Origin of the sequence: Streptomyces longisporus (assembly GCF_039532765.1) — a bacterium.
Classification (GTDB): domain Bacteria; phylum Actinomycetota; class Actinomycetes; order Streptomycetales; family Streptomycetaceae; genus Streptomyces; species Streptomyces longisporus.
In genome coordinates this window covers 220,411-244,611 of record NZ_BAAASG010000004.1, presented here as the reverse complement: position 1 = coordinate 244,611, position 24,201 = coordinate 220,411, and the positions used below count along the sequence as shown (strand labels likewise).

Below are 24,201 nucleotides of genomic sequence, written 5' to 3'. Positions count from 1 at the left end.
CTTGTGGCCTCGGCGTGCGATTGTGCGGCACGACCGGGGGCCTTGCCGCAAGCCCCCCGGTGCGCTATAAGTTGAGAGTGGCAAGGAGTGACTGACCTCCTTGCCTTTGTTTTGTGAGCGGGGTGCTCGGGGTTCTGAGGGCGGTGCTCAGGCCAGTTCGCCGCGCAGGATGCTGTAGCGCACTCCGTCACGCCACTGTCCGTCGCGGAAGGCGATGCTGCGCAGGACGCCCTCGCGGGTGAATCCGACCTTTTCCAGGGCCCGTTGTTCGGCAATGTTGTCCGCTTCGGTGTCCGCCTCGACGCGTACGACCGTGGTGTGCGCGAAGAGATAGTGGACCAACTGCCGTTGCGCCTCGGTTCCGACGCCCTGTCCGCGCGCCTCCGGGAGCAGGTTGATGCCCATGTTCCAGTAGGTGGTGGTCCGGGTGGGCCTGACCTGCCGCCAGGCGACGAACCCCAGCCGCTCCGCGCCGCGCACCACCATCAGATACCCTCCGTCGTCGCCCAGCAGGCCGTTCTCCGCCCACTGGCGCCGCCAGCGCCCGGTGTCCGACCAGCCCCACCACTGGAACGGCACAACGGTCTGCGGATCGATGAGGAAGCGTTCCATGACAGGCAGGTCGGGCTCGGTCACCGGACGCAGCGCAACACCGTCGATGCTCATGTCCGCCACCCTACGGCGCGACCCGACGGTTGCCGGTGCTCCGTGATGAGGTCAACTCCCTTGCCCCGCCCAGCCGGTGAGGGCGACGACCTCGCGCGCGACGTCACCGACGGTGCGTCCGTCCGTCATGACACGCACCGCCTCCGCGGGGGCCCGCCGGTCCAGGATCCGGGCCTTGCGGGCACTGCCCTCGAGCTCCTTTTGCAGCTCCGAGCCGATTTCCCGCCGTACGAGCCGCTCTCGGGCGGTGGCATCGGAGGCGGTGAGCAGGACCCGTACGGCCCGCACCTCCGCCCCCATGGCGCGCTCGAACATGCCCGCCGCCTCGGGGAGCACACTCGCCGTGTTCGTGTAGATCAGACGGCGGTAACCGCGCCGGGCGAAGTTCGCCCATACCGCGGTCAGATTGCTCTCGGTGATCTCCGCGCGATGCGGATCGCCTTCCGGGGCCGGGTGCACCTGTCCCATGAAGTCACCGTCGATGATCGCGTGAGCGACGGCCGCGGCCCGCAGCAGAGCCGACACCTCCCACCCGACGGTCGTCTTGCCGACCCCGGCGCGTCCTCCGATGAGCAGCACCTCCGCGTGATCCATGAGACGCAGCGTGCCAGTTCGCGGTCGACTCTTGCCATCCGATATCCCTCGGCCCTCAGGGCTCTGCGATCACTGGGCCAGGTCAAGCCCCGTCATCAGTTCCGCGAAGGCGCGGCCCGCCGTGGGTGAGGTGAGGAGACGGTCCAGGCGGGCGCGGGCCAGGTTGCGGTGGAAGGGGCCCAAGGCGGTGGCGTCGCCCGCGTCGTGGAGGGTGCGGGTGAGCCAGTGGGAGAACTCCTGGTCGTTCCAGACCCGGCGCAGGCAGCGCTGCGAGTAGCTGCGCAGGGCCGTGTCGTCGTGGTCGCGGACGGAGTCCCGGACGGCTCGGGCGAAGACGTCGGCGTCGTAGAGGGCGAGGTTCATGCCCTTTCCGCCCATCGGCGAGACGATGTGGGCGGCGTCGCCGACCAGGTAGAGGCGGCCGTACTGCATGGGGTCGTGGACGAGGCTGCGGAGGCGGAAGGTCTCGCGGTCGGTGATCGGGCCCGCGGGGAGGGCGGGGTCGGCGAGCCGGGTGCGCAGGGCGTCCCAGATGCGGGTGTCGGGCCAGGCGTCGGGGTGGTCGTCGGGCGGGCACTGGAGGTAGTAGCGGCTGGTCTGCGGTCCGCGGGGGAAGTGGGCGGCGAAGCCGTCGCGGCTGACGGCGAGGAGCGGGTGGGCCGGGGGCGGGGCGTCGGCGAGGACGGTGAGCCAGCCGATGCCGTGGTCGTGGGAGTACGCGGTGAGGGCGCCGGCGGGGAGCGCGGTGCGGCTGGTGCCGTGGTCCCCGTCGCAGCCGGCGACGAAGGCGCAGGTGATGCTGCGGGGGGTGCCGTCGGCGGTGCGGTAGCGGACGGTCGGGCGGTCGCCGGTCAGGTCGTGCAGGGAGACGTCGGCGGCCTCGAAACGCAGATCGCCGCCGTCGTCGAGGTATGCGGCGGTCAGCTTCTGGACCAGTACCTGCTGGGGGCAGAGGCGGGCCCGGGGGCCTTCGGAGCCGTCGTCGTCCGACACCAGGTGGCTCTCGCCGTCCACCCGGAGCTCCAGGATGCCGTCGTACGGGATCCCGCCGAGGACGCGGTCGGCCAGCCCCCAGGAGTCGAACATCCGCACGGCGCGGGTTTCGACGATGCCGGCCCGCTGGCGCTGCGCCACGTACTCGCGGCTGCGGCGCTCCAGGACGATGCAGTCGATCCCGCTGCGTCGCAGCAGATTGGCGACCGTCAGACCGGCCGGGCCCGCACCGATCACGACGACGGTCGTGGACTCCGGGGCCTCCGTCAACTCCCCTGCTTTTTCGGCCACTTGACCACCTCCGCTGTCAGACTAGCGGAGTGGTTCCGATCTCCGGGGGCCGTGGCACTCGGAGATCGCGGCGGTCCGCACCGTCGCCGATAGCAGCGACCGGCGCACGCGGTGAAGGCGACGAGGCCCGCCGCGCCGTCGACGAGCCGGGTTTCTGGCTCTGGCCCGACGTCTGCGCCAACGTCCTGCCCGCACGGAGTTCGAGCAGGCGCTCAGCCCTCGAAGGCCTGCGGCTGCCCTACGACCGGGTCCGTGTCACCTTCGCGTACGGCCGGCGGCGGGAGGCCGACGTCCTCCGGCACGCGCGCGACGCCCATCTGGTGCTCGGCGACCGTGCGTAAGCCGGCGAGGCGACCGCGAGTTGAAGGCGGGCGGCCCGCGCACGAGCCGGCTGGCCGACGGGCCGTCCCGGATGTCAGCCGCTGCGGAGCGCCGTCAACGTGGCGTCGAGGTCGGCCGGGCGGGGCCGGTTGTGCGGGAGTCCGGCGAGCAGGGCCGCCATTCCGCAGGTGTCGGTGAGCGCGGAGAAGACCAGGCCGCCCGCTGTCGCTGCCGAGACGAGCTGCAAGGCCGGGTGCACGAGAAGGCCGAGCGCCAGCCCCAGGAGCACCAGCGTGCCCGCGGTGAAGCGCACCTGGCGCTCCATGGCCCAGGTTGCCCGTGCCCGGGGAGCCGGCCGGTGCAGGTCGTGTCCTGCGGCGGCCCAGGCGGCGGTGCCGCCGGTCAGCGTCGCCGCCGGGATGCCCTGCTCGGTAAGGAGCGCGCAGGCGTTCTGCGAACGGCCCCCGGAGGCACACACGACCAGGACGTCGCCGCGTCCGGCGGCGTGCCGGATGTCGGGCAGGGCGCGGCGGACCTGATCCAGGGGGATGTTGAGCGCACCGGGCAGATGGCCGGAGGCGTACTCGCCGGGCGTGCGCACGTCGATGACCGTGAGCCGGTGCAGCAGGCCATGGATCTGGTCGGTGGCGAGGGCGGAGGGAACGGGGGAAGCAGTCACGGCAGTTGTGATCCTTTGTCGAGCTCTGAGTTCGTGGGTGTTCGACGCCGTCCCGAATCGGGACGTACAGTACCCCTAGGGGTATACGTTGACGGAGGAGTCGTCGTGGACATGGAGCTCGCGGGTGCGGAACTGAAGGCAGTGCTGAACCGGCTGCGTCGCGCTCAGGGCCAGATCGCCGGTGTGATCCGGATGATCGAGGAGGGGCGCGACTGCGAGGACGTCATCACCCAGCTCGCCGCGGCCTCCCGCGCCCTGGACCGGGCGGGCTTCGCCATCATCGCCACCGGTCTGCAGCAGTGCCTGACCGACGTCGAGTCCGGCCGCAGGAACGGCGAGGACGTCGAGCAGATGCGCGCCCGTCTGGAGAAGCTGTTCCTGTCACTGGCCTGAGGAGGCCGTACGCGTCGGCGGTCCTCACACGGCGGAGCCGATCAGCATGAAACCGGCCACACCCAGCAGCACCAGGGCGAAGATCCGCTGCAGTGCCTGCCCCGACACCTTGGTGGCGAGGCGCCTGCCGTCCCAGGCGCCGAGGACGGCGGCTCCGGCGAACGGCGCGATCACGGCCCAGTCCAGTCCGTCGGCCGTGCCGGCGCGGAGCGCCAGGGCGGCGACCGAGTTGAGGGTGATGACCAGCAGGCTCGTCCCCACCGCCGCCCGCATGCGCAGCCCGAGGACACTCACCAGGGCCGGTACGGCGAGAAAGCCGCCGCCCACTCCGAGGACTCCGGTGACCGCCCCGAGCCCGGCCCCCGCCGCGGCCGCCCGGCCGGGGCGGACCGTAGGGACGGCATCGGGCGGGCCGGGCCGCGGGCGCAGCATGCGCACCGCTGCGACCAGCGCCACCAGGGCGAAGGCCGCGGTGAGCACCGCCGCAGGCAGCCGCGCCGCCACCAGGCCGCCGAGCATGGCGGGTCCGATGCCCGCTGCCGCGAACAGCAGTCCGGTGCGCCAGCGGACATGACCGCCCCGGGCGTGCGCGGGCAGTGCGGTGGCCGTGGTGACGGCCACGATGACCAGTCCGGCGGTGGTGGCCGCAACCGGGGTGAAACCGAGCAGGTAGATCAGGGCGGGGACGGCCAGGACGCTGCCGCCTCCGCCGAGCGCGCCGAGCGCCAGACCGATGACGGCACCGGCCACCAGGGCCAGTAGGAGAACGCTCACGTCACCGTTCCGCTCTCGCCGCACCGGTCCACCACGGGCAGGCCGAGGCGGGCCCAGTCGCGCATCCCGCCGATCACGTCCACCGCGTCGGCGCCCCGTGCGACCAGGAGTTCGGCCGCTTGCCGGGACCGGTTGCCCGAACGGCAGACGACCACCAAGGGCAGGCCCGCCACCCGCTCGGGCAACGGGGCACCCGCCGCCAGCGCGGACAGGGGGACGTGAACCGCGCCCGGGGCGTGGCCCGTGTGCCACTCGTACGACTCGCGGACGTCCAGCAGTACGGCGTCCTGCTCCGCCGGGAAGCCGTCCAGGTGTCCGGTGCGCTCGGCGGCCCGCAGCGCATCGACCCGGCCGGGCCCGCTCCTGAACCGGTTCAACGACACGGTCCGCTCCTCACGGTCAGTCCGGCCTTCTCGGCCGCGTCGAAGGCGTCGTCGACGGCGACGACGTCCCGGCCAAACGCATGCAGCAGGGATGCCGCGATGGCGGCGCGCATACCGCCGGCGCAGTGCACCCACACCTGACCGTCGGGGACCTCGCCGAGCCGCTGGTGCAGGGTATGGAGGGGGATGTGGACGGCCCCGTCCACGAAGCCGCCCGCTCGTTCGCTCTGCCGCCGGACGTCGAGTACGACCACGTGCCCGTCCCGTCGGCGGTCCGCCAGGTCGGCGAATGTGGCGCGCGGGAAGGAGACGGGGGTCTCGCCCGCGCGCACCCAGTCCGACGGATCACCGGTCGCCGCTGCGGCCGGGCGGTCGATGCCCACCCGGGCCAACTCCCGCTGGGCGGCGAGGAGTTGTTCGGCCGACTCGGCCAGCAGCGTCAGTGGCTTGCCCCAAGGGATCAGCCAGGCCAGATAGGTGGCGAGCTGCCCCTCGGCCTCGAAGTTGACGGAGCCGGCGACATGCCCTTCGGCGAAGGCGACGCGGTTGCGCAGATCCACCACCCACTCCCCCGCCGCGAGCCGGGCAGCGATCTCGTCGGCGTCGGCAGGGGCGGGCGGGGTGAGGTCGACGGGCGCGGGTCCGGCGGCGTTGGCGGGGCCCATGTGGACGTAGTAGGCGGGGATGTCGTCCAGTCCGGCCAGCAGGTCGGCGACGAAGGTGTCCGCATCGCGGGTGAGCGCCTCGTTGGACGCCTTCTCCTTGCCGATGGTCGTCACGCCGCCCTCCGCCTGGGCCGAGGAGCAGAAGCTGCCGAAGCCGTGGGTGGGCAGAACCGGCGTCTCGTCGGGCAGTTCGGCCGCGAGGCGGTGTGCGGAGGCGTGCTGGGCGCGGGCGAGGCGTTCGGTCAGCCGCGGTTCGACCAGGTCGGGCCGTCCGACGGTGCCGATGAGCAGCGAGCCGCCGGTGAACACGGCGACCGCCGTTCCGTGCTCCTCCAGGACGTAGGAGATGTGGTGCGGGGTGTGGCCGGGGGTCGCCACCGCGTGCAGAACCAGCCCGCCGTCGGCATCGATCTCGGTGCGGTCCCCGTCGTCGACCGGCACCCGCTCGAAGGCGACCCTGGCCCCCGCCGGGACGAGATAGGCGGCGCCCGTGACGCGGGCCAGTTCCAGGCCGCCGGTGACGTAGTCGTTGTGCAGGTGGGTCTCGACCACGTGCGATATCCGCACTCCCCGCCGCGCCGCCGCCGCGATCACCTGGTCGATGTCGCGCGGCGGATCCACCGCGACGGCCGTCAGCCCGCCGCCCGCCAGGTAGCTCCGGTTGCCGAGGCCGGCCACTTCGATCGTGTCGACGAAGAACACGAGGCACTCCCTTCCGTCGAAAAATACCCCCTGGGGTATCTGTCCTCGACAGTACCACGGGTACCCCAGGGGGTATATTTGGGAACCATGAACGCCCCACAGGGCCGACTGGGCCTCGAACAGCGCCGGACCCCGGGCGAGACCTGACGGATGCGGTGCCCGTGCCCGAGGTCGGCCGGTGCGAGCCGGCCGCCCGGGTCGGATTCCGGGTGCACTTCGTGCAGCGCGCGCCGGACAGGATGGCCGGTCGGCGGCGGGTACGGTCCGAGATCCCTGCCGTGGACGAGTTCCCGGGCGGAGTACGGATGTACAGCCCCGTCACCGGTCACGGCAGCCCCTCGCCCCGCCCGCGGCCCGTTCCCGAGCACATAGGGCTCAGCAGCGCGTCGGGGTCACCGCGGCTGTTCCGTGAACCCGTCCCTGACGTTGTCGAAGACCGGGCGGTAGGTGCTCCACTTGGCCTCCGGGGCCGACAGATAGATGTCGTACTCCCGGCCGCCCGCGGTGCCGTAGCCGAGGTCGATGGCGCGGAAGACGCGGGCCCGGCCCTGGAAGGTGAACTCCCACACGGCCGCCGGCTTGCCCCGGAAGGTCGTCTCCTGCATGCGCAGCCTGCGGTAGACGGAGTAGTTGGCCTTGGTGTTCGCCTCGATGTCCTTGAAGTGGCCGACGGGGTTGGAGCCCGCGGGGTCCACCGTGCCGATGGTGATGCCGGCCAGGCCGGTCGGGTCGGTGTAGGTGACCTCGTCGCTCGACTGCTTCTTCGGCTGCCAGCCGTCCGGCACGGGGAAGGAGACGCCGAGCCGGTCGGCGCGGACCAGGTGGTAGCCGTCGGGGACGGGCGAGGGCGACACGGACGCGGTGGGCGTGGTCACCGCGCCCGCTCCGTCCCGGCCGGCCCGGTGCGACGACATGTACAGCGTCACGGCGGTGGCGGCCACGGCCAGGACCGCCAGGACCGGCACGAGGACACGGCCCCTACGGCCGCGACGGCGACGCCGTGCGCTCCTGCCGGTCGGCGCCGGTGGTGTCGGCGGCGCCGCGGACGTGTGGTGCGCGGTCGAGGCGTCGTCCCGGGGGTCGGCGGGGACGACGGAGGACCGCTCGGTCGGCGGCCCCGTGGACCAGGTGGCCCGCAGCGCCCGTTCCGTCTGCTCCGCCGTGGGCCGGTCCTCGGGGTCCCTCGACAGCAGGGCCTCGATGAGCGGTTCCAGCGGACCGGCCTTGAGCATCGGCTCCAGCGGGTCCACGGCGATGGCGTACGCGGTCTCCATGGGCGTGTCGCGACGGTACGGCGGACGTCCCTCCACCGCCTGGTACAGCGTCGCACCCAGCGACCACAGGTCCGAGGCCGGGCCGGGCTTGTGGCCGCGGATCCGCTCGGGGGCCATGAAGTCGATGGAGCCGATCATCTCCCCGGTCTGGGTGAGGGTCGAGGACCCGGCGGTCTGCGCGATACCGAAGTCGGTCAGGACGACCCGGCCACCGGGACCGAGCAGGACGTTTCCGGGCTTGATGTCGCGGTGCAGCACGCCGGCCGCGTGCGCGGCCCGTACGGCGGAGATCACACCGAGGCCGATGCGTGCCGCCTCCTCCGGCGGCAGCGTCCGGCCGCCGTCGAGGACATCGGCGAGGGTGCCGGCGGGGACGTACTCCATGACGATGCACGGCTGCCCGTCGTCGTCGACGACGTCATGGACGACGACCACATTGGGGTGCACGACCCGGGCGGCGCTGCGCGCCTCGCGGCGGACGCGCTCGTACAGCGTGGTGATCTCGGCGTCGGACAGGTGCGGTGGTGTGTGGAGCCGTTTGAGCGCGACCTGACGGGTGAGCTCCTCGTCCTCGGCGCGCCACACGGTGCCCATACCGCCCCGGCCGATGCGCTCGACCAGCCGGTAGCGCCCGGCGACGAGCCGCCCTTCGTCCGACACTGCTTCGCCCTCCGCCTGCTCTGCCCCCTTTTCGTCACTCAGCAATGCACACTAACCGACGTTTTCGCACTACAGGTGTGCAGTTCGTGTCGATCGCGTCATAGGGCCCTTCAGCCGACGAGGCGGCGCGCGCGCATCGCCGCCGTGTACACCTTCGCCGTCGCCGCCGCGGCGGTGTCCCAGCCGAAGGAGCGGGCGTGGCGGGCCTCGGCGGGGTGCCGCACGCCTGTGCCTCGACGGCGACCAGGCCGAAGGACTCGCTGTGGGAGGGCATGACCAGGACGGACGCCGCCCGGTACCAGTCGGCGAGCTGCTCCTGGTCCACCGGCGGCCGGAACAGTACGAGGTCGAAGATGCCCAGGCAGGCCGCCAGTTTCTGCGGACCCTCGGGGCAGCGCCGGCGCTCTCAGCACTCGATGACATTCACGGCAAGCCCGCCCCGCGCCGTCTCCTTGTACTTGACCTTCATGTCGGCGCCGGTCTCCTTCATGGTCTTGATGACCTTGTCGAGGGAGACGTGGTGGCGGCCGTCTCCGCGCAGTGCCATCTTGGCCGCCGTGACCGCCTTGACCGCGGCCATGCCGTTGCGCTCGATGCAGGGGATCTGGACCAGGCCGCCGACCGGGTCGCAGGTGAGGCCGAGGTTGTGTTCCATGCCGATCTCGGCTGCGTTCTCGACCTGTTCGGGGCTGCCGCCGAGCACCTCGGCGAGGCCGCCCGCGGCCATCGAGCAGGCGGAGCCGACCTCGCCCTGGCAGCCGACCTCGGCGCCGGAGATGGAGGCGTTCTCCTTGAAGAGCATGCCGATGGCGCCCGCCGCGAGGAGGAAGCGGACGATGCCGTCCTCGTCGGCGCCGGGCACGAAGTTGAGGTAGTAGTGCAGAACGGCCGGGATGATGCCCGCGGCGCCGTTCGTGGGGGCGGTGACGACCCGGCCGCCCGCCGCGTTCTCCTCGTTCACCGCCATCGCGTAGAGCGTGACCCATTCCATCGCACGGGCCAACGGGTCGCCCTCGCTGCGCAGTTGGCGGGCCGCGGCCGCGGCCCGGCGCCGTACCTTCAGGCCGCCCGGGAGGATGCCCTCCAGGGCCAGGCCGCGCGACACACAGCCCTCCATGACCCGCCAGATGCCGAGGAGCCCCGAGCGGATCTCCTCCTCCGTCCGCCAGGCCTTCTCGTTCTCCAGCATCAGCGCGGAGATCGACAGACCGGTCTCCCGGGCCAGTCGGAGCAGCTCGTCGCCGGTGCTGAAGGGGTGGGCGAGCTCCGTGTCGTCGAGCTTGATCCGGTCCGCCCCGACGGCGTCCTCGTCTACGACGAAGCCGCCGCCGACCGAGTAGTACGTCTTCCCCAGCAGCGGCACGCCGTCGGCGTCGTAAGCGAAGAGGATCATGCCGTTGGCGTGGTACGGCAACGAGCGCCGACGGTGCAGGACCAGCTGGGTCGAGACGTCGAAGCCGATCTCGTGGGCCGGGCCGATCTGGGCGCCGAGGAGACGGATGCGCCCGGTGGCGTGGATGCGCTCGACGTCGAGGTCGGCCTGGGCGACGTCGACCGTGTGCGGCTCGTTGCCCTCCAGGCCGAGCAGCACGGCCTTGGGGGTGCCGTGGCCGTGGCCGGTGGCGCCGAGGGAGCCGAACAGCTCCGCCCGTACCGCGGTGGTCTGGGCGAGCAGGCCGTCCTGCTTCAGCCGGGCGGCGAACATCGCGGCGGCGCGCATCGGGCCGACGGTGTGCGAACTGGACGGACCGATGCCGATGGAGAACAGGTCGAAGACGCTGATTGCCACGCCACACTCCGGGGGGTTTGGCGGGTCGTGCCGACGCGGGTCGCGGGCACGCCCCTGCGGGCTGGTTGTCGGTTACAGACCTGCGTAGAGGGGGTGCTTGTCGGCGAGCGCCCTGAACAGGGTCATCGGCGGACTCCTCGGGTGTGGGCGCAGTGGGCTGCGTACGCGTCGGCGGACAGGGTGCCGGCGATGTTCTCGACCCGCAGCCGGAACAACCAGCCGACGGTGTAGGGAGCGGTGTTGACGACGCCCGGCGCGTCGGCCAGCGCGGTGTTGACTTCGAGGACCTCGCCCGAGGCGGGGGCGTACAGGCCGCTGACGGCCGTCAGCGACCGGATCTCTCCGCAGCTCTCGCCCGCCTCGACGCGGCTGCCGACCTCGGGCAGCCGCAGGTGGACGACGTCGCCGAGGGCATCGGCCGCGAACGCGGTGATGCCGACGGTGGCGTTGCCCTCGTCCACGACCAGCCACTCGTGGTCCCAGGTGTAGCGCAGATGCCGCGGGACGGCGGTCGTCTGCGTGTCCTTCAGGGGCTGTTGAGGCGTGCGGCTCATGACACGGCGGCCGCGGCGGCGGGGGCGAGGGTGCGGCGGAGCCGGTTGAAGAGCTTCGGCTGGTTGAGGGAGAGCACGGCGACCGGGGTGCCCTGGCGCAGATAGACGGAGACGAAGGAGCGGCTGTCGAGGCTGCCCTCGATGAGTTCGGGGCGGTCGCCGGGGGCCACGTGGCCCGCGAGCTGGATGCGCACCTGGTACTGGTCGGACCAGAAGTACGGCGCGGTGACCCGGGCGGGCGCGGCCGACTCGCCGGTGAGCAGCGTGCGGGCGGCGGTCTTCGCCTGCTCGGTGGCGTTGGTCCAGTGCTCGATACGGGCGTGGTGTCCGGTGAAGGGGTTGGGCCAGCGGGCGACGTCGCCGACGGCGACCACGCCCGGGAGGCTGCTCGCGCCGCCCGCGTCGCACACCACGCCGTCGTCCACCTGTACGCCGGAGCCGGCGAGCCAGTCGGTGGCGGGCCGTACGCCTACGCCGACCACGACGATGTCGGCGGGCAGCACGCGCCCGTCCGCCAGCCGTACCCCGGTGACCCGGTCCTCGCCGGTGAGTCCCGCCACGCCGGTTCCGCACAGCAGGCGCACTCCGTGGTCGGTGTGCAGGGAGGAGACCACCAGGCCCATTTCGCGGCCCAGTTGGCGTTCGAGCGGGACGTCGACGGCCTCTACGACGGTGACGTGCAGGCCGAGCCGGTGGGCGGTGGAGGCCACCTCGGCGCCGATGAAGCCGGCGCCGATGATGACGACCCGGGGCAGTCCGTCGAGCAGTTCGGTGCGCAAGGTCTCGGCGTCGTCGAGGGTGCGCAGGGTGTGGACCCCGGCCAGTCCGTCCATGCCGGGGAGCAGGCGGGGGCTGGCGCCGGTCGCGACGACGACGCCCTCGCCGCGCAGTCGGCGTCCTTTGGCGAGGGTGACGGAGCGGTCCGCGGGGTCGAGGCGTACGGCGCGCTCGCCGAGCAGCCAGGTGACCTGGAGGGCCTCGTACTCGTCCGCGTCGCCGAGCGCGAGCGCCTCGGCGTCGATGTCCCCCTTGAGGAAGTCCTTGGACAGCGGTGGGCGGTCGTAGGGGGTGTGGCGCTCCTCCCCCACGACGACGATCTCGCCGTCGTAGCCCTCTGCGCGCAGCGCGCGGACCGTGCTCAGGCCTGCCAGCGACGCGCCGACGACGGTGATGCTCATAAGGAACCTCCGGGTTGCGGGCGGCCCGACCGGGTGTCTCGAATTACACAACAAAGCTCGCTATGCGCAACATGCTTGGGGCGAGGTCGGGCGCTTGTCAAGAGACGGGCGACATCAGTGCGCAATAGCGCGGAAGGTTGCGCGATGCGCAACCTCCAGAAGGGCTGGACGAGGTTGCAGCAGTGGACTTCGCTTCCCCGATGCGCCCATCACGAGCTCGACGAAGGCCCGATCATCGAGCAGGACGCATGCGTATAGTTGCGTCATGAGCAACTACACGGCAGACGGCGAAACTGCTGCTCCCGCGGTGAACGGGGTGCAGTCCGTCGACCGTGCCGTCAGCGTCCTGGAGATCCTCGCCCAGCGCGGCGAGGCGGGCGTCAGCGAGGTGGCCGGCGAGATCGACGTCCACAAGTCGACCGCGTTCCGCCTGCTCGGCGCGCTGGAGGCACGCGGTCTGGTGGAGCAGACGGCCGAGCGGGGCAAGTACCGGCTCGGCTTCGGGATCGTGCGGCTGGCCGGTGCGGTCACCGGCCGGCTCGACATCACCCAGCAGGGCCGGCCGGTGTGCGAGCGGCTCGCCGAAGAGATCGGCGAGACGGTCAACATCGCGGTCCTGCAGGAGCATTACGCCGTCAACCTCTACCAGGTGCGCGGTCCGGGCGCGGTCGGCACACACAACTGGGTCGGGCAGCTCACCCCGGTGCACGCCACGTCCAGCGGGAAGATCCTGCTGGCGCATCTGTCGCCGGAGGAACGCGCGGACGTGCTCGCGGCGTCCGGGCTGCAGAAGCTCACGCCCCACACGCTGACGGCCAGGGCGAAGCTGGAGAAGGACCTCGCGGCGGCCCGGGAGCGCGGCTATGCGGTGACGCTGGAGGAACTCGAGGTCGGGCTGCATGCCATGGCGGCGCCGATCCGCTCCCGTGACGGCGAGGTCATCGCGGCGCTGAGTGCGTCCGGGCCGGCGTACCGGTTCACCGAGGAGCGGATGCGCGAGGTGGCGCCGGTGCTGCTCAAGGGGGCGGAGGAGATCAGTCATCGGATGGGGTATCTGGGCTAGGCGCCGCGCTGCTTGGTTGCCGTCAGGCAGGTGTCTCCGCGCGCCAGCGGGCCGTCACCCGTACCGCGTCGAGTGTCGACGTCACGTCGTGTACCCGTAGGCACCAGGCGCCTTGCGCGGCGGCGAGTGCGGAGACAGCGGTGGTTGCGGCGTCGCGCTGTTGTGCCGGGCGGGGTTGACCGGTTGCCGGATCCGCCAGCAGACGCCCCAGGAACGACTTGCGCGACGCACCGACCAGGACGGGGTGGCCCAGCGCGCGGATCTCCCCGAGGCGGCCCAGCAACTGCCAGTTGTGCTCCGCCTCCTTGGCGAAGCCCAGGCCGGGGTCGAGGATCAGGCAGCCGGGGCGGATGCCCGCCTGCAGTGCGGCCTCGATCCTCAGCCGCAGTTCGTCGACCACCTCGGTGACGACGTCGCCGTAGACGGCGTTCGCCTGCATCCCGGTGGCGTGGCCGCGCCAGTGCATCAGCACGTACGGCGCGTCGGCGCGGGCCATCGTCGGCAGCATCGCGGGGTCGGCCAGGCCGCCCGAGACGTCGTTGATCAGCCGTGCGCCCGCGTCGAGCGCACGGGCGGCGACCTCGGCCCGCATGGTGTCGACGCTGACGACGGCGCCCGCCGCGGCGAGTTCCCGGACGACGGGCAGGACGCGCCGCAGCTCCTCCTCGAGCGTCGGCCGCGCGGCGCCGGGACGGGTCGACTCCCCGCCCACGTCGACGATGTCCGCCCCCTGCTCGAGCAGCGCAAGTCCATGCGCGACGGCCGCCTCCGGGGCGAACGACAGCCCGCCGTCGGAGAACGAGTCCGGGGTGACGTTCACAACGCCCATCACCAACGTCCGGCCGGGCCGCGGCAGTCCCTGCGGATGCAGTTCCGCAATCCCCGGGTGCGGCGGGGCGGACGCCTGGACCATGGCGGTCACGAGGAACCGGCCTTACGAGGACACGGGCGGGTCGGGTGCACACCGGTTGCGTCGAACTGGCTGCGCACTCGGTACCGGTACGACGGACGCTCGCCGCTTCCAACGAGGCGACGGCCGTGGCCCGGCTCGGCTGCGGGGCGGGAGCCGGGGCCGCGTACCGGGAGCACGACGGCGGGCCACCGGACTGCGCGGTGCTGTCTGCGGTGGACGCGGCAACGGCCCGCGCCGCAGCGCTCTGCGGGGGTGCCGGGCGGTACCGGGGAGCCGAGGCCGGGGCTCGCCGTCATCAGCGGACCGGCGAGGGCGTCCAGGCCGGACCCGCCGACCAGCCGTCCGGCGCACGCACGACGACACTCGCCGCCAACGGCCCCGCCCCTCACAGATCGCAACCCCACACCGCGCCCGGCACGAAGGACAAGGCCCAACCAGGCCCTCCCCGTTCCCAGCGGACCGGCGAGGACGCCCGGGCCAGACCCGCCGACCAGCCGTCCGGCGCACGCACGACGGCACTCGCCGTCAACGGCCCCGCCCCTCGCAGATCGCACCCCAACACCGCGCCGGGCACGAAGGACAAGGCCCAACCGACCTCCCGGTGCACCGGCGAACGGCCGCCTGGTACGCATGCAGCACTCCTTGTCGGCGACCACCACGCCCACGGGTCCCGGCCACATGCAGCAGCACAGGGGGCGGGCGAGATCCAACCGGTCTCCCGCCGGTGCCCGCCGGTCGGCGAAGGCGGTCGTGGCGGCCCCGACGACCGGCTGCCCGTCGCCGGGGTGACAAGGCTCGTCGCGGCGGTCCTCACGCCACCCCTCCCGCCGGCGCAGTCCCCCGGAGGCGGGCGGCCACGCATGTCGGCGGGAGGTTCGGCGGGGCCTCGGACAGCTCGACGTGGATCGTGCCGTCCTCGACGAGGACCCGGTGGGTGCGGACGGGCAGCCGGGCCGGTGGGGCGTCGACGGCGCCGGTGCGCAGGTCGAACTTCGAGGCGTGCAGCGGGCATTCCACCTCGCAGCCCTCCAGCCAGCCCTCGGAGAGCGAGGCGTCCTGGTGGGTGCAGGTGTCGTCGATCGCGTAGAGCTCGCCGTCATCGGTGTGGAACACGGCCACCGCCGGGTCGGACTCGAGTCGGAACGCCTCGCCTCGCGGCAGATCGGTGAGACGGCACGCCGGAAGCTTCATGACCCACCTCGGTGCGTATTGCGAAACTGTATGCGCGCAGCGCAACGTCAGTCTCGGGTCGGCCGCCACCCTTGTCAAGGAGTCGCCCGGCGGCGTCTGTCAAGGAGTCGCCCCGCCGCACCCCGTCACGGAATCTCCTGCTCCGCCCAGATGATCTTTCCGTCGGGCGTGTAACGGGCGCCCCAGCGATCGGTCAGCTGGGCGACCAGGAAGAGGCCGCGGCCGCCCTCGTCGGTGCTGCGGGCGTGCCGCAGCCGGGGGGCCGTGCTGCTGGCGTCGGCGACCTCGCAGGTCAGGTGGGAGTCGCGGATGAGCCGTAGCCGGATGGGGGGTTCGGCGTAGCGGATCGCGTTGGTGACCAGTTCGCTGACGACGAGTTCCGTCGTCATGGCCAGGTCCTCCAGCCCCCAGGCGGCGACCTGGCGGGTGGCGCGGGCGCGGACGTCGGCGACGGCGGCCGGGTCCACCGGCACCTGCCACGAGGCGACGTGGTCGGCACCGAGGGCGTGGGTGCGCGCCAGGAGGAGGGCGATGTCGTCGGGCTGCGGCACGGGCACGAGTTGCCGTACCGCGGAGGTGCACAGCGTGGAGAGGTCGAGGTCGGAGCGGGACAGCAGTTCGCCGAGCCGGGACATGCCCAGCTCCATGTCGCCGTCGGAGCCCTCGATGAGGCCGTCGGTGTAGAGGCCGATCAGGCTGTTCTCGGCGAGCTCGATCTCGGTGGCCTCGAACGCCATCCCGCCGAGGCCGAGCGGCGGCCCGGCCGGCGGCTCCGGGAAGGACACCTGCCCGTCGGGTGCCACGACGACCGGCGGCGGGTGTCCGGCGCGGGCCATCGTGCACCGCCGGGTGACCGGGTCGTAGACGGCGTACAGGCAGGTCGCCCCGAGGAAGGCGGTGGTGCTGCGGTGGGCCGCCTCGTCGTCGGTGCGCTCGGCGCTCAGCCGCAGCACCAGGTCGTCGAGGTGCGCGAGCAGTTCGTCGGGCGGCAGCTCCATGTCGGCGAGGGTCTGCACCGCCGTGCGCAGCCGTCCCATGGTCGCCGCGGCGGTGATGCCGTGCCCCACCACATCGCCGACGACTAGGCCGACCCGGCCCCCGGACAGCTGGATCACGTCGAACCAGTCGCCGCCCACCCCGTCCGTCGGATCCGCCGGCAGATAGGCCGAGGCCACCTCCACCGCGGTTCCGCCGGTCAGGGCCTGCGGCAGCAGACTGCGCTGCAGGGTGACGGCCGCGGTGTGTTCCCGGGTGTACCGGCGGGCGTTGTCGACGCACAGCGCCGCCCGTGCCACCAGCTCCCGGGCCAGCAGGACGTCGTCGGGCTGGAACTGGACGGGATTGAGCGACCGCATGAACGTGGTGATGCCCAGGATGGTGTTGCGTGCCCGCATCGGCACGGCGATGAAGGAGTGCAGCCCGAACTCCTTTATCTTTGCTGCTCGTTCGGGCTGTTCGGTGATCCATCGCTCGTCGGACGGATCGAGGACGGGCAGCAGGATCGGCTCGCCGTCGACGAGCAGGTTCACATCGTGCGCGGGTGGCAGGAATCCCGCTCGGTCCCCGACCCGTACCACGGCCTCCGGGCAGCCCTCGCGCACCGAGCTCATTCCTGCGCGACGCATCACCGGTCCGACGGAGGCCGGCCCGGCGTCGGTCAGCCATGCGCCGTGGCCTTCGGTGCTGAGCACGGGCTCCAGCAGGTCCACGACGACGAAGTCGGCGAAGCGGGGTACGGCGAAGTCGGCGAGTTCCTGAGCCGTCCGCATCACGTCCAGGGTGGTGCCGACGCACGTGCCGGCCTCGTTGACCAGCGTCAGCAGCCGGCGGGCGGTCCACCGCTCGGTGACGTCCTGGACCATGTAGCAGACTCCGGTGACGGACTCGTCGGCGTCCACCAGCGGGAAGAAGGACGTCGAGTAGGCGTGCTGGCGGTGCGGGTCGGCCCAGCTCCAGCCGAGGTACTCGTAGTCGGTGACGGGGACTCCGGTGTCCAGGACCTTGCGCATCAGTCCCTCGATGGCGGCCCCCTGCAGCCCGGGCAGCAGTTCACTCAGCCGACGTCCCAGCCGCTGCTCGCGGGGCACTCCGCCGAAGCGTTCCAGGGTGTCGTTGAGCCAGACATAGCGCAGTTCCTCGTCCATCACGGCCATGCCGATGGGGGAACGCGTCAGGAACCCGTCGAGGACGGACTGGCCGACCGACCACTGCTGCCGCCGCTCCCGTGCCGACAGCAGGAAGCACTCGTCCGCGCCGATCCGGAAGGACGCGGAGACCCGCAGGTCGACATCGAGGCTCCGGCCGTCACGGTGCCGGACGGAGATGAGACCGCTCCAGCCCATTCCGGCGCGGCACCGCTGCGCCACGGCAGCCACCCGTGCCGGGTCGGCGGGCATCGCCACCAGGCGCGCGGCGGAGCCGCCGACCACCTCGGACGCGGGGAGGCCGAGCAGTGCTTCCGCGCCCCGGGTCCAGCCGAGCACGACGCCCGCCGCGGACACGACCGCCGCCGCGTCGGTGGACGCGTCGAGGAGTTCGCGCGGCCCTGAGGGCGTCGGCCCGTCGGATGCTTCTCGCGCAGGATCCATGGGTGCCATCCGGGTGCCGTCCTCTACACGACCATGTTCCTGCTTGTCCGCCCGATCCGCACGGCTCTGGCGGACTCCCCCGCCCCGTCCGCAGCGCTTCCGCCCTTCGCGGACCGGAGGGAGCATGGAAGTGCCGCTGGTCGGAACCCGGATGGCGGTGATGTCGGCCGGGGTCCGCGGATCCCGCCGAACGGTGGAGGTGGTTGCGGGATGACAGCCGAATCCTTCGGGTCCGACGGTGCTGCGGACGATTTCGAGTCGCCCCCGCCGACCGGTCTGCTGGACGTCCTGAGCGTGGCCGCGACGGTCGTCGACGCCGACGGACGCATCGTGTTCTGGACCCCGCAGGCCGAGGAGCTGTTCGGATACAGCGCACAGGAGGCCCTCGGCAAGTACGCGGCCCGGCTGTTCATCCACCCCGAGCACCTGAAGTCCGTGGTCAAGCTTTTCGCGGAGGTGCTGGAGACCGGACGGAGCTGGGCGGGCGCCTTCCCCATCCGGCACAAGGACGGCAGCACCCGCCTGATGGAGTTCCGCAACATGCGGCTCCAGGACGACCTCGGGGACATGTACGCCCTCGGCATCGCCGCCGACCACAATCTGCTGCAGCGGGTCGAGACCGACCTGGCCCTGTGCGAGCGGCTGATCAACCAGTCCCCGATCGGCCTGGCCCTGCTCGATCCGGATCTGCGGTACCTCCTGGTCAACCCGGCGCTGGAGCGCATCGACGGCATCCCCGCCGAGGACCATGTGGGCCGTGGACTGAGGGAGACCCTGCCGCTGCCCGACGTGGGCACCATCGAGAGCGCGCTGCTGCAGGTGCTCACCACCGGGACCCCGCTGCTCGACCAGTACCACGTGGGCCGCCCGCGGACCGATCCCGAGCACGAGCACGCCTGGTCGCTGTCCTTCTACCGTCTGGAGGATCCCGGCGGGCGGGTGCTGGGTGCGGCCGCCTCGGTCGTCGACGTCACCGAACGGCACCGGGCCGCCGCCGAGGCCGACCGGGCCCGGCGCCGCCTGGCCCTCATCGCGGACGCCTCGGTGCGGGTGGGCACGACGCTGGAGGTGGAGGAGACCGCCCGTGAACTGGCCGAGATCGCCGTGCCGCAGCTCGCCGACGTGGTCGCCGTGGACGTCCTCGACTCCGCGCTGGCCTGTCGCCGTTCGCGCCGGCCGGACGACGGCCCGGAGCTCTTCCGTGCCCTCGCGCTCAAGGCGGCCCAGCCGACCGTGGCGCTGCGCGCGGCCGACCCGCCCGGCGGCCTCGCGGCCTACGAGGGGGACCGCCTGGTCACCCTGTGCGTGCACACCGGCCGGCCGGTGCTGGTACGGCATGTCGGCGAGCGCGATCTGCCGCGCATCGCCCGGGACGCCGAGGCCGGTTCGCTGCTGGCCCGGGCCGGCGTCCACTCCTATCTCGCCGTACCGCTGATCGCGCACGGCGAGATACTGGGCGCCCTGGACCTCAAGCGCACCACCAACCCGCTCCCCTTCGACGAGGACGACGTCGTCCTTGCGAGCGAGCTGGCCGGGCGTGCGGCCGTGGCCATCGACAACGCCCGCTGGTTCCAGAGCGTGCGCAACACCGCCCTCACCCTCCAGCGCAGCCTGCTGCCCGACCACCCGCCCGAGCACGCGGGGCTGGAACTCGCCTCCCGCTACCAGCCCGCCCAGGCCACCAGCGAGGTCGGCGGCGACTGGTACGACGTCATCCCCCTCAGCGACGACCGGACCGCCCTGGTCGTCGGCGACGTCATGGGCAACGGTATCGACGCCGCCGCCACCATGGGCCGGCTGCGCACCGCCACCTGCGCCTACGCGGACCTCGACCTCGCCCCCGACGCCGTGCTCCAGCACCTCGACAAGATCACCTGCGATCTGGAGCACTACATCGTCACCTGTCTCTACGCGGTCTACGACCCGCACACGCGGCGGTGCCAGTTCGCCAACGCCGGCCACATGCCGCCCGCCCTGGCGGGCCCCGGCCGCGCCGCCGAGCTGCTCGACCTGCCCTCCGGTGCCCCGCTCGGCGTCGGCGGCATCGCCTTCGAGACCACCACCGCCCGGCTCGACCCCGGCGATCTGCTGGTCCTGTACACCGACGGCCTCGTCGAGACCCGCCACCACCCCATCGACGACCGCCTCGGCGTCCTGCTCGGCTTCCTCGACGAACCCCACCGCTCCCTGGAGGAGACCTGCGACCTCCTGCTCTACGGGCTGCGCCACCCCGACGACCACGACGACGTCGCCCTGCTCGTCGCCCGGGCCCTCTAGCGGGTACGGCGGGGAACCGGGGTGACGGGAGAGGCGTTCTCCTTCGTGACGGGTGAAAGGAAACGGGGGCGACAAGATGAGTGACAAGGCACGGAAACTGTTCGAGGCGCTCGATCTCGACAACAGCGGAACGCTGACCCGGGAAGAGGTGATCATCGCCCTGCGGACCAAGGGCCCGACCCTGGCCGCGTCGGGAGATCTGCCGTTCTGGGCCCTGGGGGACGCCGAGGACTCCTCCGCCCTCTTCGACGCCGCCGACCAGAACGGCGACGCCATACTGACCCTGGAGGAGTTCGCGGCCCTGGTGGACCGCCGCTTCGGCTGGCAGTGACGCGCGCCGAACTGCCGACCGGTCCTCGGCGACACGGTGGCGATCCGCACCCGCGTGAGCACCACGTCATGAGCAGGCGGACCTCTCGGCGGTCAGTTGCCCTGGCGGCGGGCCCGCTTGACCTCGCGGTCGACGGCCCACGCGTCGCCGACCGGGCCGAGGTGGCCGAGCTTGTCGGGGTTGAGCACCGCGCGGACGGTCTGGATCCGGCCGTCGAGGACATCGAGGGCCATGGTCTGCAGGATCCTGCCGTCCCGGTCGCGGAAGATCGCGCCGGGCTGGCCGTTGACCTCGTGCAGCTCGAACGTCACGTCGACCCGGATCAGCCAGGGGAAGACCGTGCCCAGCAGCCGGGCCACGTTCTCCGCGCCCATGACCGCCCTGGCCAGCTGCGGGGCCTTGCCGCCACCGTCCCCGACCAGCTGCGCATCGGCGGCCAGCAGGCTCTGCAGCCCGCCCACATCGCCGTTCCTCAGCGCGTCGAAGAACCGCGTCGCCAGCTCCTCCCGGCCCTCACGGTCCGCCGCGAACCGGGGCCGTCCGTCCTGCATGTGCCGCCGCGCCCGCACCAGCAGTTGCCGGCATGCCGCCTCCGAGCGCCCCACCGCCGCCGCGATGTCGTCGAACCCGAAGGCGAACACCTCGCGCAGCACGAACACCGCCCGCTCCAGCGGGCTGAGCCGTTCCAGCAGCACCAGCGCCGCCATCGACACCGAGTCGGCCAGCTCCACCGACCGCGCCGGATCCTGGTACGGGTCGGCGAGCAGCGGCTCGGGAAACCACGGCCCGACATACTCCTCCCGCCGCACCCGCGCGGAACGCAGCACATCGATCGAGATCCGGGTCACCACGGCCGACAGGTACGCCTTGGTCGACGCGGGCCGGGTCGCCGAGCCGTCGAACCGCAGCCACGCCTCCTGCACCGCGTCCTCGGCCTCACTCACGCTGCCCAGAATCCGGTAGGCGATCGAGAACAGCAGCGGCCGCAGCTCCTCGAACTCCTCGACCTTGCTCACGCCGATCCCCTTCCCCCCGAGGTGCCCCCACGGCACGCGTCCATGGTGTGCGCTCCCCTGCCGTCGTCAGTGCCCACACCCTCTGAGACGGGGTGGCCGGGCCCCCTGTGACATGGCCGAATGTGACCTGCGTCTCCCGGCCGCGGAAGCGTCCTCAGCGCGCCGGTTCACACCGTGTCGGGGGCAGGCCGAACGGTGCTGCGAGACCTCGGCCGCCGGCCCACCACCCACCCGAGCACCACCACCGAGCACGCCGCCGCGACCGCGCACCAGGTCGAGACGAACTCCAGCCGCCACAGCGCCCAGCACACCAGCGCCCCCACCCCGGCCAGCACGCCGAGCGCCACCAGCCAGCGGTCACCGGACAGCAGCAACGCCCCGACCGTGGCCAGCAGATACCCCGCGATGAGCAGGCCCGCATAGGGCAGCCCGATGACGTAGCCGACGGTGTGCCCGCGGATCTCGGCCCGCACGGGACGGGTGGCGACGGCGTACGCCAGCACGGCCGCGGTCGCGACGCCGCAGACCAGGGGAATCGTCAGCCGGGCTGCGGCATCCCTCGGAACGGCGCTGAGCACGGCCAGCGGCACCCACACCGCAAGCAGGGGAAGTGCGATCACGGCCCAGGCGACAGTGGCCCATCCGGTGCCGCCCCCGACCTGCCAGACCCGCGCCTCGACCAGCTGATGGACGCCGAGCAGCACCGGCAGCGCGGCAAGGGGGAGATCGCCGATCCGGTGCACGCGCGTCACGCAGGCCACCCCGACGCAGGTGATCCCGGCACCCGCCGCGAGATCGGCCGTCGCACTCCAGCACATGGTCACCACCTTGGCGGTGCCCGCTCGGCAATTCCAGCGGTGCCTGCGGCGACGCAGGAGTCTCAGCCACGTTTGCGGAGGTACGCCTCCAGCTCGGCGGCGCCGGTCAGCATCGCCCGCCCGCGGGCGGACAGCCGGCTGCGCCAGTCGCCCAGTGCGGCCTCCAGCGGCTCAAGACCGCCGGCCGCCCGAACCTGCTCGATCAGCGGGGCGATCTGCTCCAGCAGATAGCCGCCCCGTCTGAGCTGGTGGACCAGCCGTGCGTCCCGCACAGCGGACTCGTCGTAGACGCGGTACCCGGTCAGCGGGTCGCGACCGGGACGCACCAGCCCGGCGCGCTCCCACTTGCGCAGGGTCGCTGGCCGGATGCCGAGCTTGCCCGCCAGCGGACCGATGAACACGCCCCCGGCGCCTGCCTCCGGCTCGGACGCCGTGCGGGGGCCCAGGTCGCGCAGGGCGCTCTCCACGGCCTGGAGGGTACGGCGGTCTTCGAGGAGCTGGGCATGGCTCTCGTCGATGAGTCGGAACGCCTCCTCGGCCGCTTCCTCGTTCACGGCCCGCATGATCGACGTCGCCGTCCGATGGCCGTGGCCGGGCAGCAGGGCGAGGAACGCACGCAGGGCTGCCGCGTGCAGCGGGGTGTAGGTGCGGTAGCCGTGGGGTGTGCGAGCGGCGGCCGGAAGGATGCCGGCCTCCTCGTAGTTCCTGATCGCCTGCGTGGACAGACCATGACCGCGCGCCAGATCAACCGGTCTGAGCCGCTCACCGCTTTGAGGGTTACGTCCCACGAGTCCGCCGATTCCGCGCGAAAGTCTCCACCGAAGGTTCAACGATAGCGTTGAAGGCATGGCACCCGACATCAAGGACACCACCCATGCCTTAGAGGCGGCCGCCGTCATGGGGCTGCTGCCGGCCCGTCCGCGGATCCTCGCGCTGGGTGAGCCCACCCACGGCGAGGACGCCCTGCTCGACCTGCGCAACGAGCTCTTCCGGCAGCTGGTCGAGCAGGAGGGCTACCGGACGATCACGATCGAGAGCGACTGCCTGCGGGGCCTGGTCGTGGACGAGTACGTCAGCGCCGGCACGGGCACCCTCGACGAGGTCATGGAGCACGGATTCAGCCACGGTTGGGGCGCCTTGGCGGCCAACCGCGCACTGGTCCGCTGGATGCGCTCCCACAACGACGGCCGCCCCGAGTCCGAGCGGCTCCGCTTCGCCGGTCTCGACGGCCCCCTGGAGATGACCGGCGCCGCGAGCCCCCGCGAGGCTCTCACCGCGCTCCACGACTACCTGGCGGCCCGGGTGGACACGGCCCTGCTCCCCTGCACCGCGGAAAGCCTCGACCGCCTGCTCGGCACCGACGACCGGTGGACCGATCCCGCGGTGATGACGGACCCGGCCCGGTCCGTCGGGCGGTCGGCCGAGGCCCGGGAGCTGCGACTTCTCACCGACGACCTGGTGGCGCTGCTCGACGCGCAGACACCGCACCTGATCGCGGCGACCTCCCGGGACGACTGGGACCGGGCGCGCCTGTACGGACGTACCGCAACCGGCCTGCTGCGCTACCACCACTGGATGGCCGACACCTCACCGGCCCGCCTGGCCCGACTGGCGAGCGTGCGCGACCAGATGATGGCCCACAACCTGCTCGCCCTCGCCGAACGGGGCCCGGTGCTCGTCCACGCCCACAACGCCCATCTCCAGCGGGAGAAGAGCTCGATGCGGATGGGCGGGATGCGGCTGGAGTGGTGGAGCGCAGGTGCGCTCGCGAGCACCCGGCTGGGTGAGGCGTACGCCTTCGTCGCCACGGCCCTCGGCACGATCCGGCACCAGGGAGTGGACACCCCACCGCCGGACACCCTCGAAGGGCTCCTGTACGCCCTCCCCGAGGACCGGTGCGTCGTGGACGCCTCCCGGCTGGCCGCCGCCCTAGGCGACACCCGGCCCGCGCTCCGCGTGTCCCCCTGGTTCGGCTACGCCCCGTTCGACCCGGCCCACCTGGCGGACAGCGACGGGATCGTATTCGTCAAGGACCTCCCACAGGGCTGATGTCCGCAACCGCCCCTCGATCCTGCTGTAGCGCCTGCC

23 protein-coding genes and 1 pseudogene are annotated in these 24,201 nt (G+C 72.3%); 6 read left to right on the top strand and 18 right to left on the bottom strand.

Features of this window, described 5'->3' with window-relative positions:
- Positions 1 to 147: 147 nt before the first annotated feature.
- From ABD355_RS07910 to ABD355_RS07900, 3 genes are all read right to left on the bottom strand, one after another.
- A complete protein-coding gene (locus ABD355_RS07910; protein WP_344399384.1) occupies positions 148 to 666 on the bottom strand; it encodes a GNAT family N-acetyltransferase in 519 nt (172 codons plus the stop codon).
- 51 nt (positions 667 to 717) lie between these two features.
- Entirely contained in the window at positions 718 to 1,260 is a 543-nt protein-coding gene (locus ABD355_RS07905; protein WP_344399383.1) for an ATP-binding protein, read from the bottom strand.
- 69 nt (positions 1,261 to 1,329) lie between these two features.
- Positions 1,330 to 2,544 carry a 4-hydroxybenzoate 3-monooxygenase gene (locus tag ABD355_RS07900; RefSeq protein ID WP_344399382.1) on the bottom strand — a complete coding sequence of 405 codons (1,215 nt, stop codon included), beginning with the start codon at positions 2,542 to 2,544 and terminating at the stop codon, positions 1,330 to 1,332.
- A 29-nt stretch (positions 2,545 to 2,573) separates the two neighbouring features.
- Between ABD355_RS07900 and ABD355_RS07895 the strand changes: the two genes are divergently transcribed.
- Positions 2,574 to 2,885, top strand: coding sequence for a hypothetical protein (locus ABD355_RS07895; protein WP_344399381.1), 312 nt, complete (start codon positions 2,574 to 2,576; stop codon positions 2,883 to 2,885).
- Between the two features lie 74 nt (positions 2,886 to 2,959).
- On the opposite strand, the gene ABD355_RS07890 is transcribed toward ABD355_RS07895, so the two are convergent.
- Positions 2,960 to 3,544, bottom strand: coding sequence for a rhodanese-like domain-containing protein (locus tag ABD355_RS07890; RefSeq protein WP_344399380.1), 585 nt, complete (start codon positions 3,542 to 3,544; stop codon positions 2,960 to 2,962).
- 105 nt (positions 3,545 to 3,649) lie between these two features.
- Here ABD355_RS07890 and ABD355_RS07885 point away from each other — a divergent pair, with 105 nt between their 5' ends.
- Entirely contained in the window at positions 3,650 to 3,937 is a 288-nt protein-coding gene (locus tag ABD355_RS07885; RefSeq protein ID WP_099927088.1) for a metal-sensitive transcriptional regulator, read from the top strand.
- Between the two features lie 24 nt (positions 3,938 to 3,961).
- Here ABD355_RS07885 and ABD355_RS07880 read toward each other — a convergent pair whose 3' ends face one another.
- The 8 genes and pseudogenes from ABD355_RS07880 to ABD355_RS07845 all read right to left on the bottom strand — a co-directional run bounded on the left by ABD355_RS07880 (position 3,962) and on the right by ABD355_RS07845 (position 11,916).
- Positions 3,962 to 4,711 (bottom strand): sulfite exporter TauE/SafE family protein, encoded by a 750-nt coding sequence (locus ABD355_RS07880; RefSeq protein WP_344399379.1) that lies wholly within the window; start codon positions 4,709 to 4,711, stop codon positions 3,962 to 3,964.
- On the bottom strand, positions 4,708 to 5,094 hold the full coding sequence (locus ABD355_RS07875; RefSeq protein ID WP_425585710.1) for a rhodanese-like domain-containing protein: 387 nt from the start codon (positions 5,092 to 5,094) through the stop codon (positions 4,708 to 4,710). Before ABD355_RS07875 ends, ABD355_RS07880 begins: the two co-directional genes overlap by 4 nt.
- Entirely contained in the window at positions 5,085 to 6,461 is a 1,377-nt protein-coding gene (locus ABD355_RS07870) for a rhodanese-like domain-containing protein (RefSeq protein ID WP_344399378.1), read from the bottom strand. The genes ABD355_RS07875 and ABD355_RS07870 overlap by 10 nt, the downstream gene beginning before the upstream one ends.
- Positions 6,462 to 6,853: 392 nt before the next feature.
- Positions 6,854 to 8,395: a serine/threonine-protein kinase gene (locus tag ABD355_RS07865; RefSeq protein WP_344399376.1), complete on the bottom strand. Its 1,542-nt coding sequence runs from the start codon at positions 8,393 to 8,395 to the stop codon at positions 6,854 to 6,856.
- A gap of 110 nt (positions 8,396 to 8,505) precedes the next feature.
- Positions 8,506 to 8,786: pseudogene (locus ABD355_RS07860) on the bottom strand (glycosyltransferase); the annotation flags it as partial.
- 15 nt (positions 8,787 to 8,801) lie between these two features.
- Complete coding sequence (locus tag ABD355_RS07855; protein WP_344399375.1) at positions 8,802 to 10,184, bottom strand: L-serine ammonia-lyase; 1,383 nt, start codon at positions 10,182 to 10,184, stop codon at positions 8,802 to 8,804.
- A gap of 122 nt (positions 10,185 to 10,306) precedes the next feature.
- Positions 10,307 to 10,738 carry a glycine cleavage system protein GcvH gene (gene gcvH, locus ABD355_RS07850; protein WP_344399374.1) on the bottom strand — a complete coding sequence of 144 codons (432 nt, stop codon included), beginning with the start codon at positions 10,736 to 10,738 and terminating at the stop codon, positions 10,307 to 10,309.
- Positions 10,735 to 11,916 carry an NAD(P)/FAD-dependent oxidoreductase gene (locus ABD355_RS07845; RefSeq protein WP_344399373.1) on the bottom strand — a complete coding sequence of 394 codons (1,182 nt, stop codon included), beginning with the start codon at positions 11,914 to 11,916 and terminating at the stop codon, positions 10,735 to 10,737. Before ABD355_RS07845 ends, gcvH begins: the two co-directional genes overlap by 4 nt.
- A gap of 265 nt (positions 11,917 to 12,181) precedes the next feature.
- On the opposite strand from ABD355_RS07845, the gene ABD355_RS07840 reads away from it, so the two are divergent.
- On the top strand, positions 12,182 to 12,979 hold the full coding sequence (locus ABD355_RS07840; protein WP_344399372.1) for an IclR family transcriptional regulator: 798 nt from the start codon (positions 12,182 to 12,184) through the stop codon (positions 12,977 to 12,979).
- 22 nt (positions 12,980 to 13,001) lie between these two features.
- Here ABD355_RS07840 and folP read toward each other — a convergent pair whose 3' ends face one another.
- The 3 genes from folP to ABD355_RS07825 all read right to left on the bottom strand — a co-directional run bounded on the left by folP (position 13,002) and on the right by ABD355_RS07825 (position 17,680).
- On the bottom strand, positions 13,002 to 13,892 hold the full coding sequence (folP, locus tag ABD355_RS07835; protein ID WP_425585713.1) for a dihydropteroate synthase: 891 nt from the start codon (positions 13,890 to 13,892) through the stop codon (positions 13,002 to 13,004).
- Positions 13,893 to 14,702: 810 nt separating this feature from the next.
- Positions 14,703 to 15,083, bottom strand: coding sequence for a bifunctional 3-phenylpropionate/cinnamic acid dioxygenase ferredoxin subunit (locus tag ABD355_RS07830; RefSeq protein WP_344399371.1), 381 nt, complete (start codon positions 15,081 to 15,083; stop codon positions 14,703 to 14,705).
- 125 nt (positions 15,084 to 15,208) lie between these two features.
- On the bottom strand, positions 15,209 to 17,680 hold the full coding sequence (locus tag ABD355_RS07825) for a SpoIIE family protein phosphatase (RefSeq protein WP_425585709.1): 2,472 nt from the start codon (positions 17,678 to 17,680) through the stop codon (positions 15,209 to 15,211).
- Between the two features lie 201 nt (positions 17,681 to 17,881).
- Here ABD355_RS07825 and ABD355_RS07820 point away from each other — a divergent pair, with 201 nt between their 5' ends.
- Positions 17,882 to 19,948 (top strand): SpoIIE family protein phosphatase, encoded by a 2,067-nt coding sequence (locus ABD355_RS07820; RefSeq protein ID WP_344399369.1) that lies wholly within the window; start codon positions 17,882 to 17,884, stop codon positions 19,946 to 19,948.
- Between the two features lie 76 nt (positions 19,949 to 20,024).
- Entirely contained in the window at positions 20,025 to 20,279 is a 255-nt protein-coding gene (locus ABD355_RS07815; RefSeq protein ID WP_344399368.1) for an EF-hand domain-containing protein, read from the top strand.
- A gap of 92 nt (positions 20,280 to 20,371) precedes the next feature.
- Here the strand turns inward: ABD355_RS07815 and ABD355_RS07810 are convergent, their stop codons facing one another.
- The 3 genes from ABD355_RS07810 to ABD355_RS07800 form a co-directional block, all read right to left on the bottom strand.
- Entirely contained in the window at positions 20,372 to 21,295 is a 924-nt protein-coding gene (locus tag ABD355_RS07810) for an RNA polymerase sigma-70 factor (protein ID WP_344399366.1), read from the bottom strand.
- 167 nt (positions 21,296 to 21,462) lie between these two features.
- Complete coding sequence (locus ABD355_RS07805) at positions 21,463 to 22,113, bottom strand: DUF6629 family protein (protein ID WP_344399364.1); 651 nt, start codon at positions 22,111 to 22,113, stop codon at positions 21,463 to 21,465.
- 62 nt (positions 22,114 to 22,175) lie between these two features.
- Entirely contained in the window at positions 22,176 to 22,901 is a 726-nt protein-coding gene (locus ABD355_RS07800; RefSeq protein ID WP_344399362.1) for a TioE family transcriptional regulator, read from the bottom strand.
- A gap of 58 nt (positions 22,902 to 22,959) precedes the next feature.
- Between ABD355_RS07800 and ABD355_RS07795 the strand changes: the two genes are divergently transcribed.
- A complete protein-coding gene (locus tag ABD355_RS07795; RefSeq protein ID WP_344399361.1) occupies positions 22,960 to 24,162 on the top strand; it encodes an erythromycin esterase family protein in 1,203 nt (400 codons plus the stop codon).
- The last annotated feature ends 39 nt before the right edge of the window (positions 24,163 to 24,201 follow it).

Coding starts and splice junctions, on each gene's coding strand:
- ABD355_RS07910 (WP_344399384.1), bottom strand. CDS start 666: ATGAGCATCGACGGTGTTGCGCTGCGTCCGGTGACCGAGCCCGACCTG.
- ABD355_RS07905 (WP_344399383.1), bottom strand. CDS start 1,260: ATGGATCACGCGGAGGTGCTGCTCATCGGAGGACGCGCCGGGGTCGGC.
- gcvH (WP_344399374.1), bottom strand. CDS start 10,738: ATGAGCCGCACGCCTCAACAGCCCCTGAAGGACACGCAGACGACCGCC.
- ABD355_RS07845 (WP_344399373.1), bottom strand. CDS start 11,916: ATGAGCATCACCGTCGTCGGCGCGTCGCTGGCAGGCCTGAGCACGGTC.
- ABD355_RS07840 (WP_344399372.1), top strand. CDS start 12,182: ATGAGCAACTACACGGCAGACGGCGAAACTGCTGCTCCCGCGGTGAAC.
- folP (WP_425585713.1), bottom strand. CDS start 13,892: ATGGTCCAGGCGTCCGCCCCGCCGCACCCGGGGATTGCGGAACTGCAT.
- ABD355_RS07830 (WP_344399371.1), bottom strand. CDS start 15,083: ATGAAGCTTCCGGCGTGCCGTCTCACCGATCTGCCGCGAGGCGAGGCG.
- ABD355_RS07825 (WP_425585709.1), bottom strand. CDS start 17,680: ATGGCACCCATGGATCCTGCGCGAGAAGCATCCGACGGGCCGACGCCC.
- ABD355_RS07820 (WP_344399369.1), top strand. CDS start 17,882: ATGACAGCCGAATCCTTCGGGTCCGACGGTGCTGCGGACGATTTCGAG.
- ABD355_RS07815 (WP_344399368.1), top strand. CDS start 20,025: ATGAGTGACAAGGCACGGAAACTGTTCGAGGCGCTCGATCTCGACAAC.
- ABD355_RS07805 (WP_344399364.1), bottom strand. CDS start 22,113: ATGTGCTGGAGTGCGACGGCCGATCTCGCGGCGGGTGCCGGGATCACC.
- ABD355_RS07795 (WP_344399361.1), top strand. CDS start 22,960: ATGGCACCCGACATCAAGGACACCACCCATGCCTTAGAGGCGGCCGCC.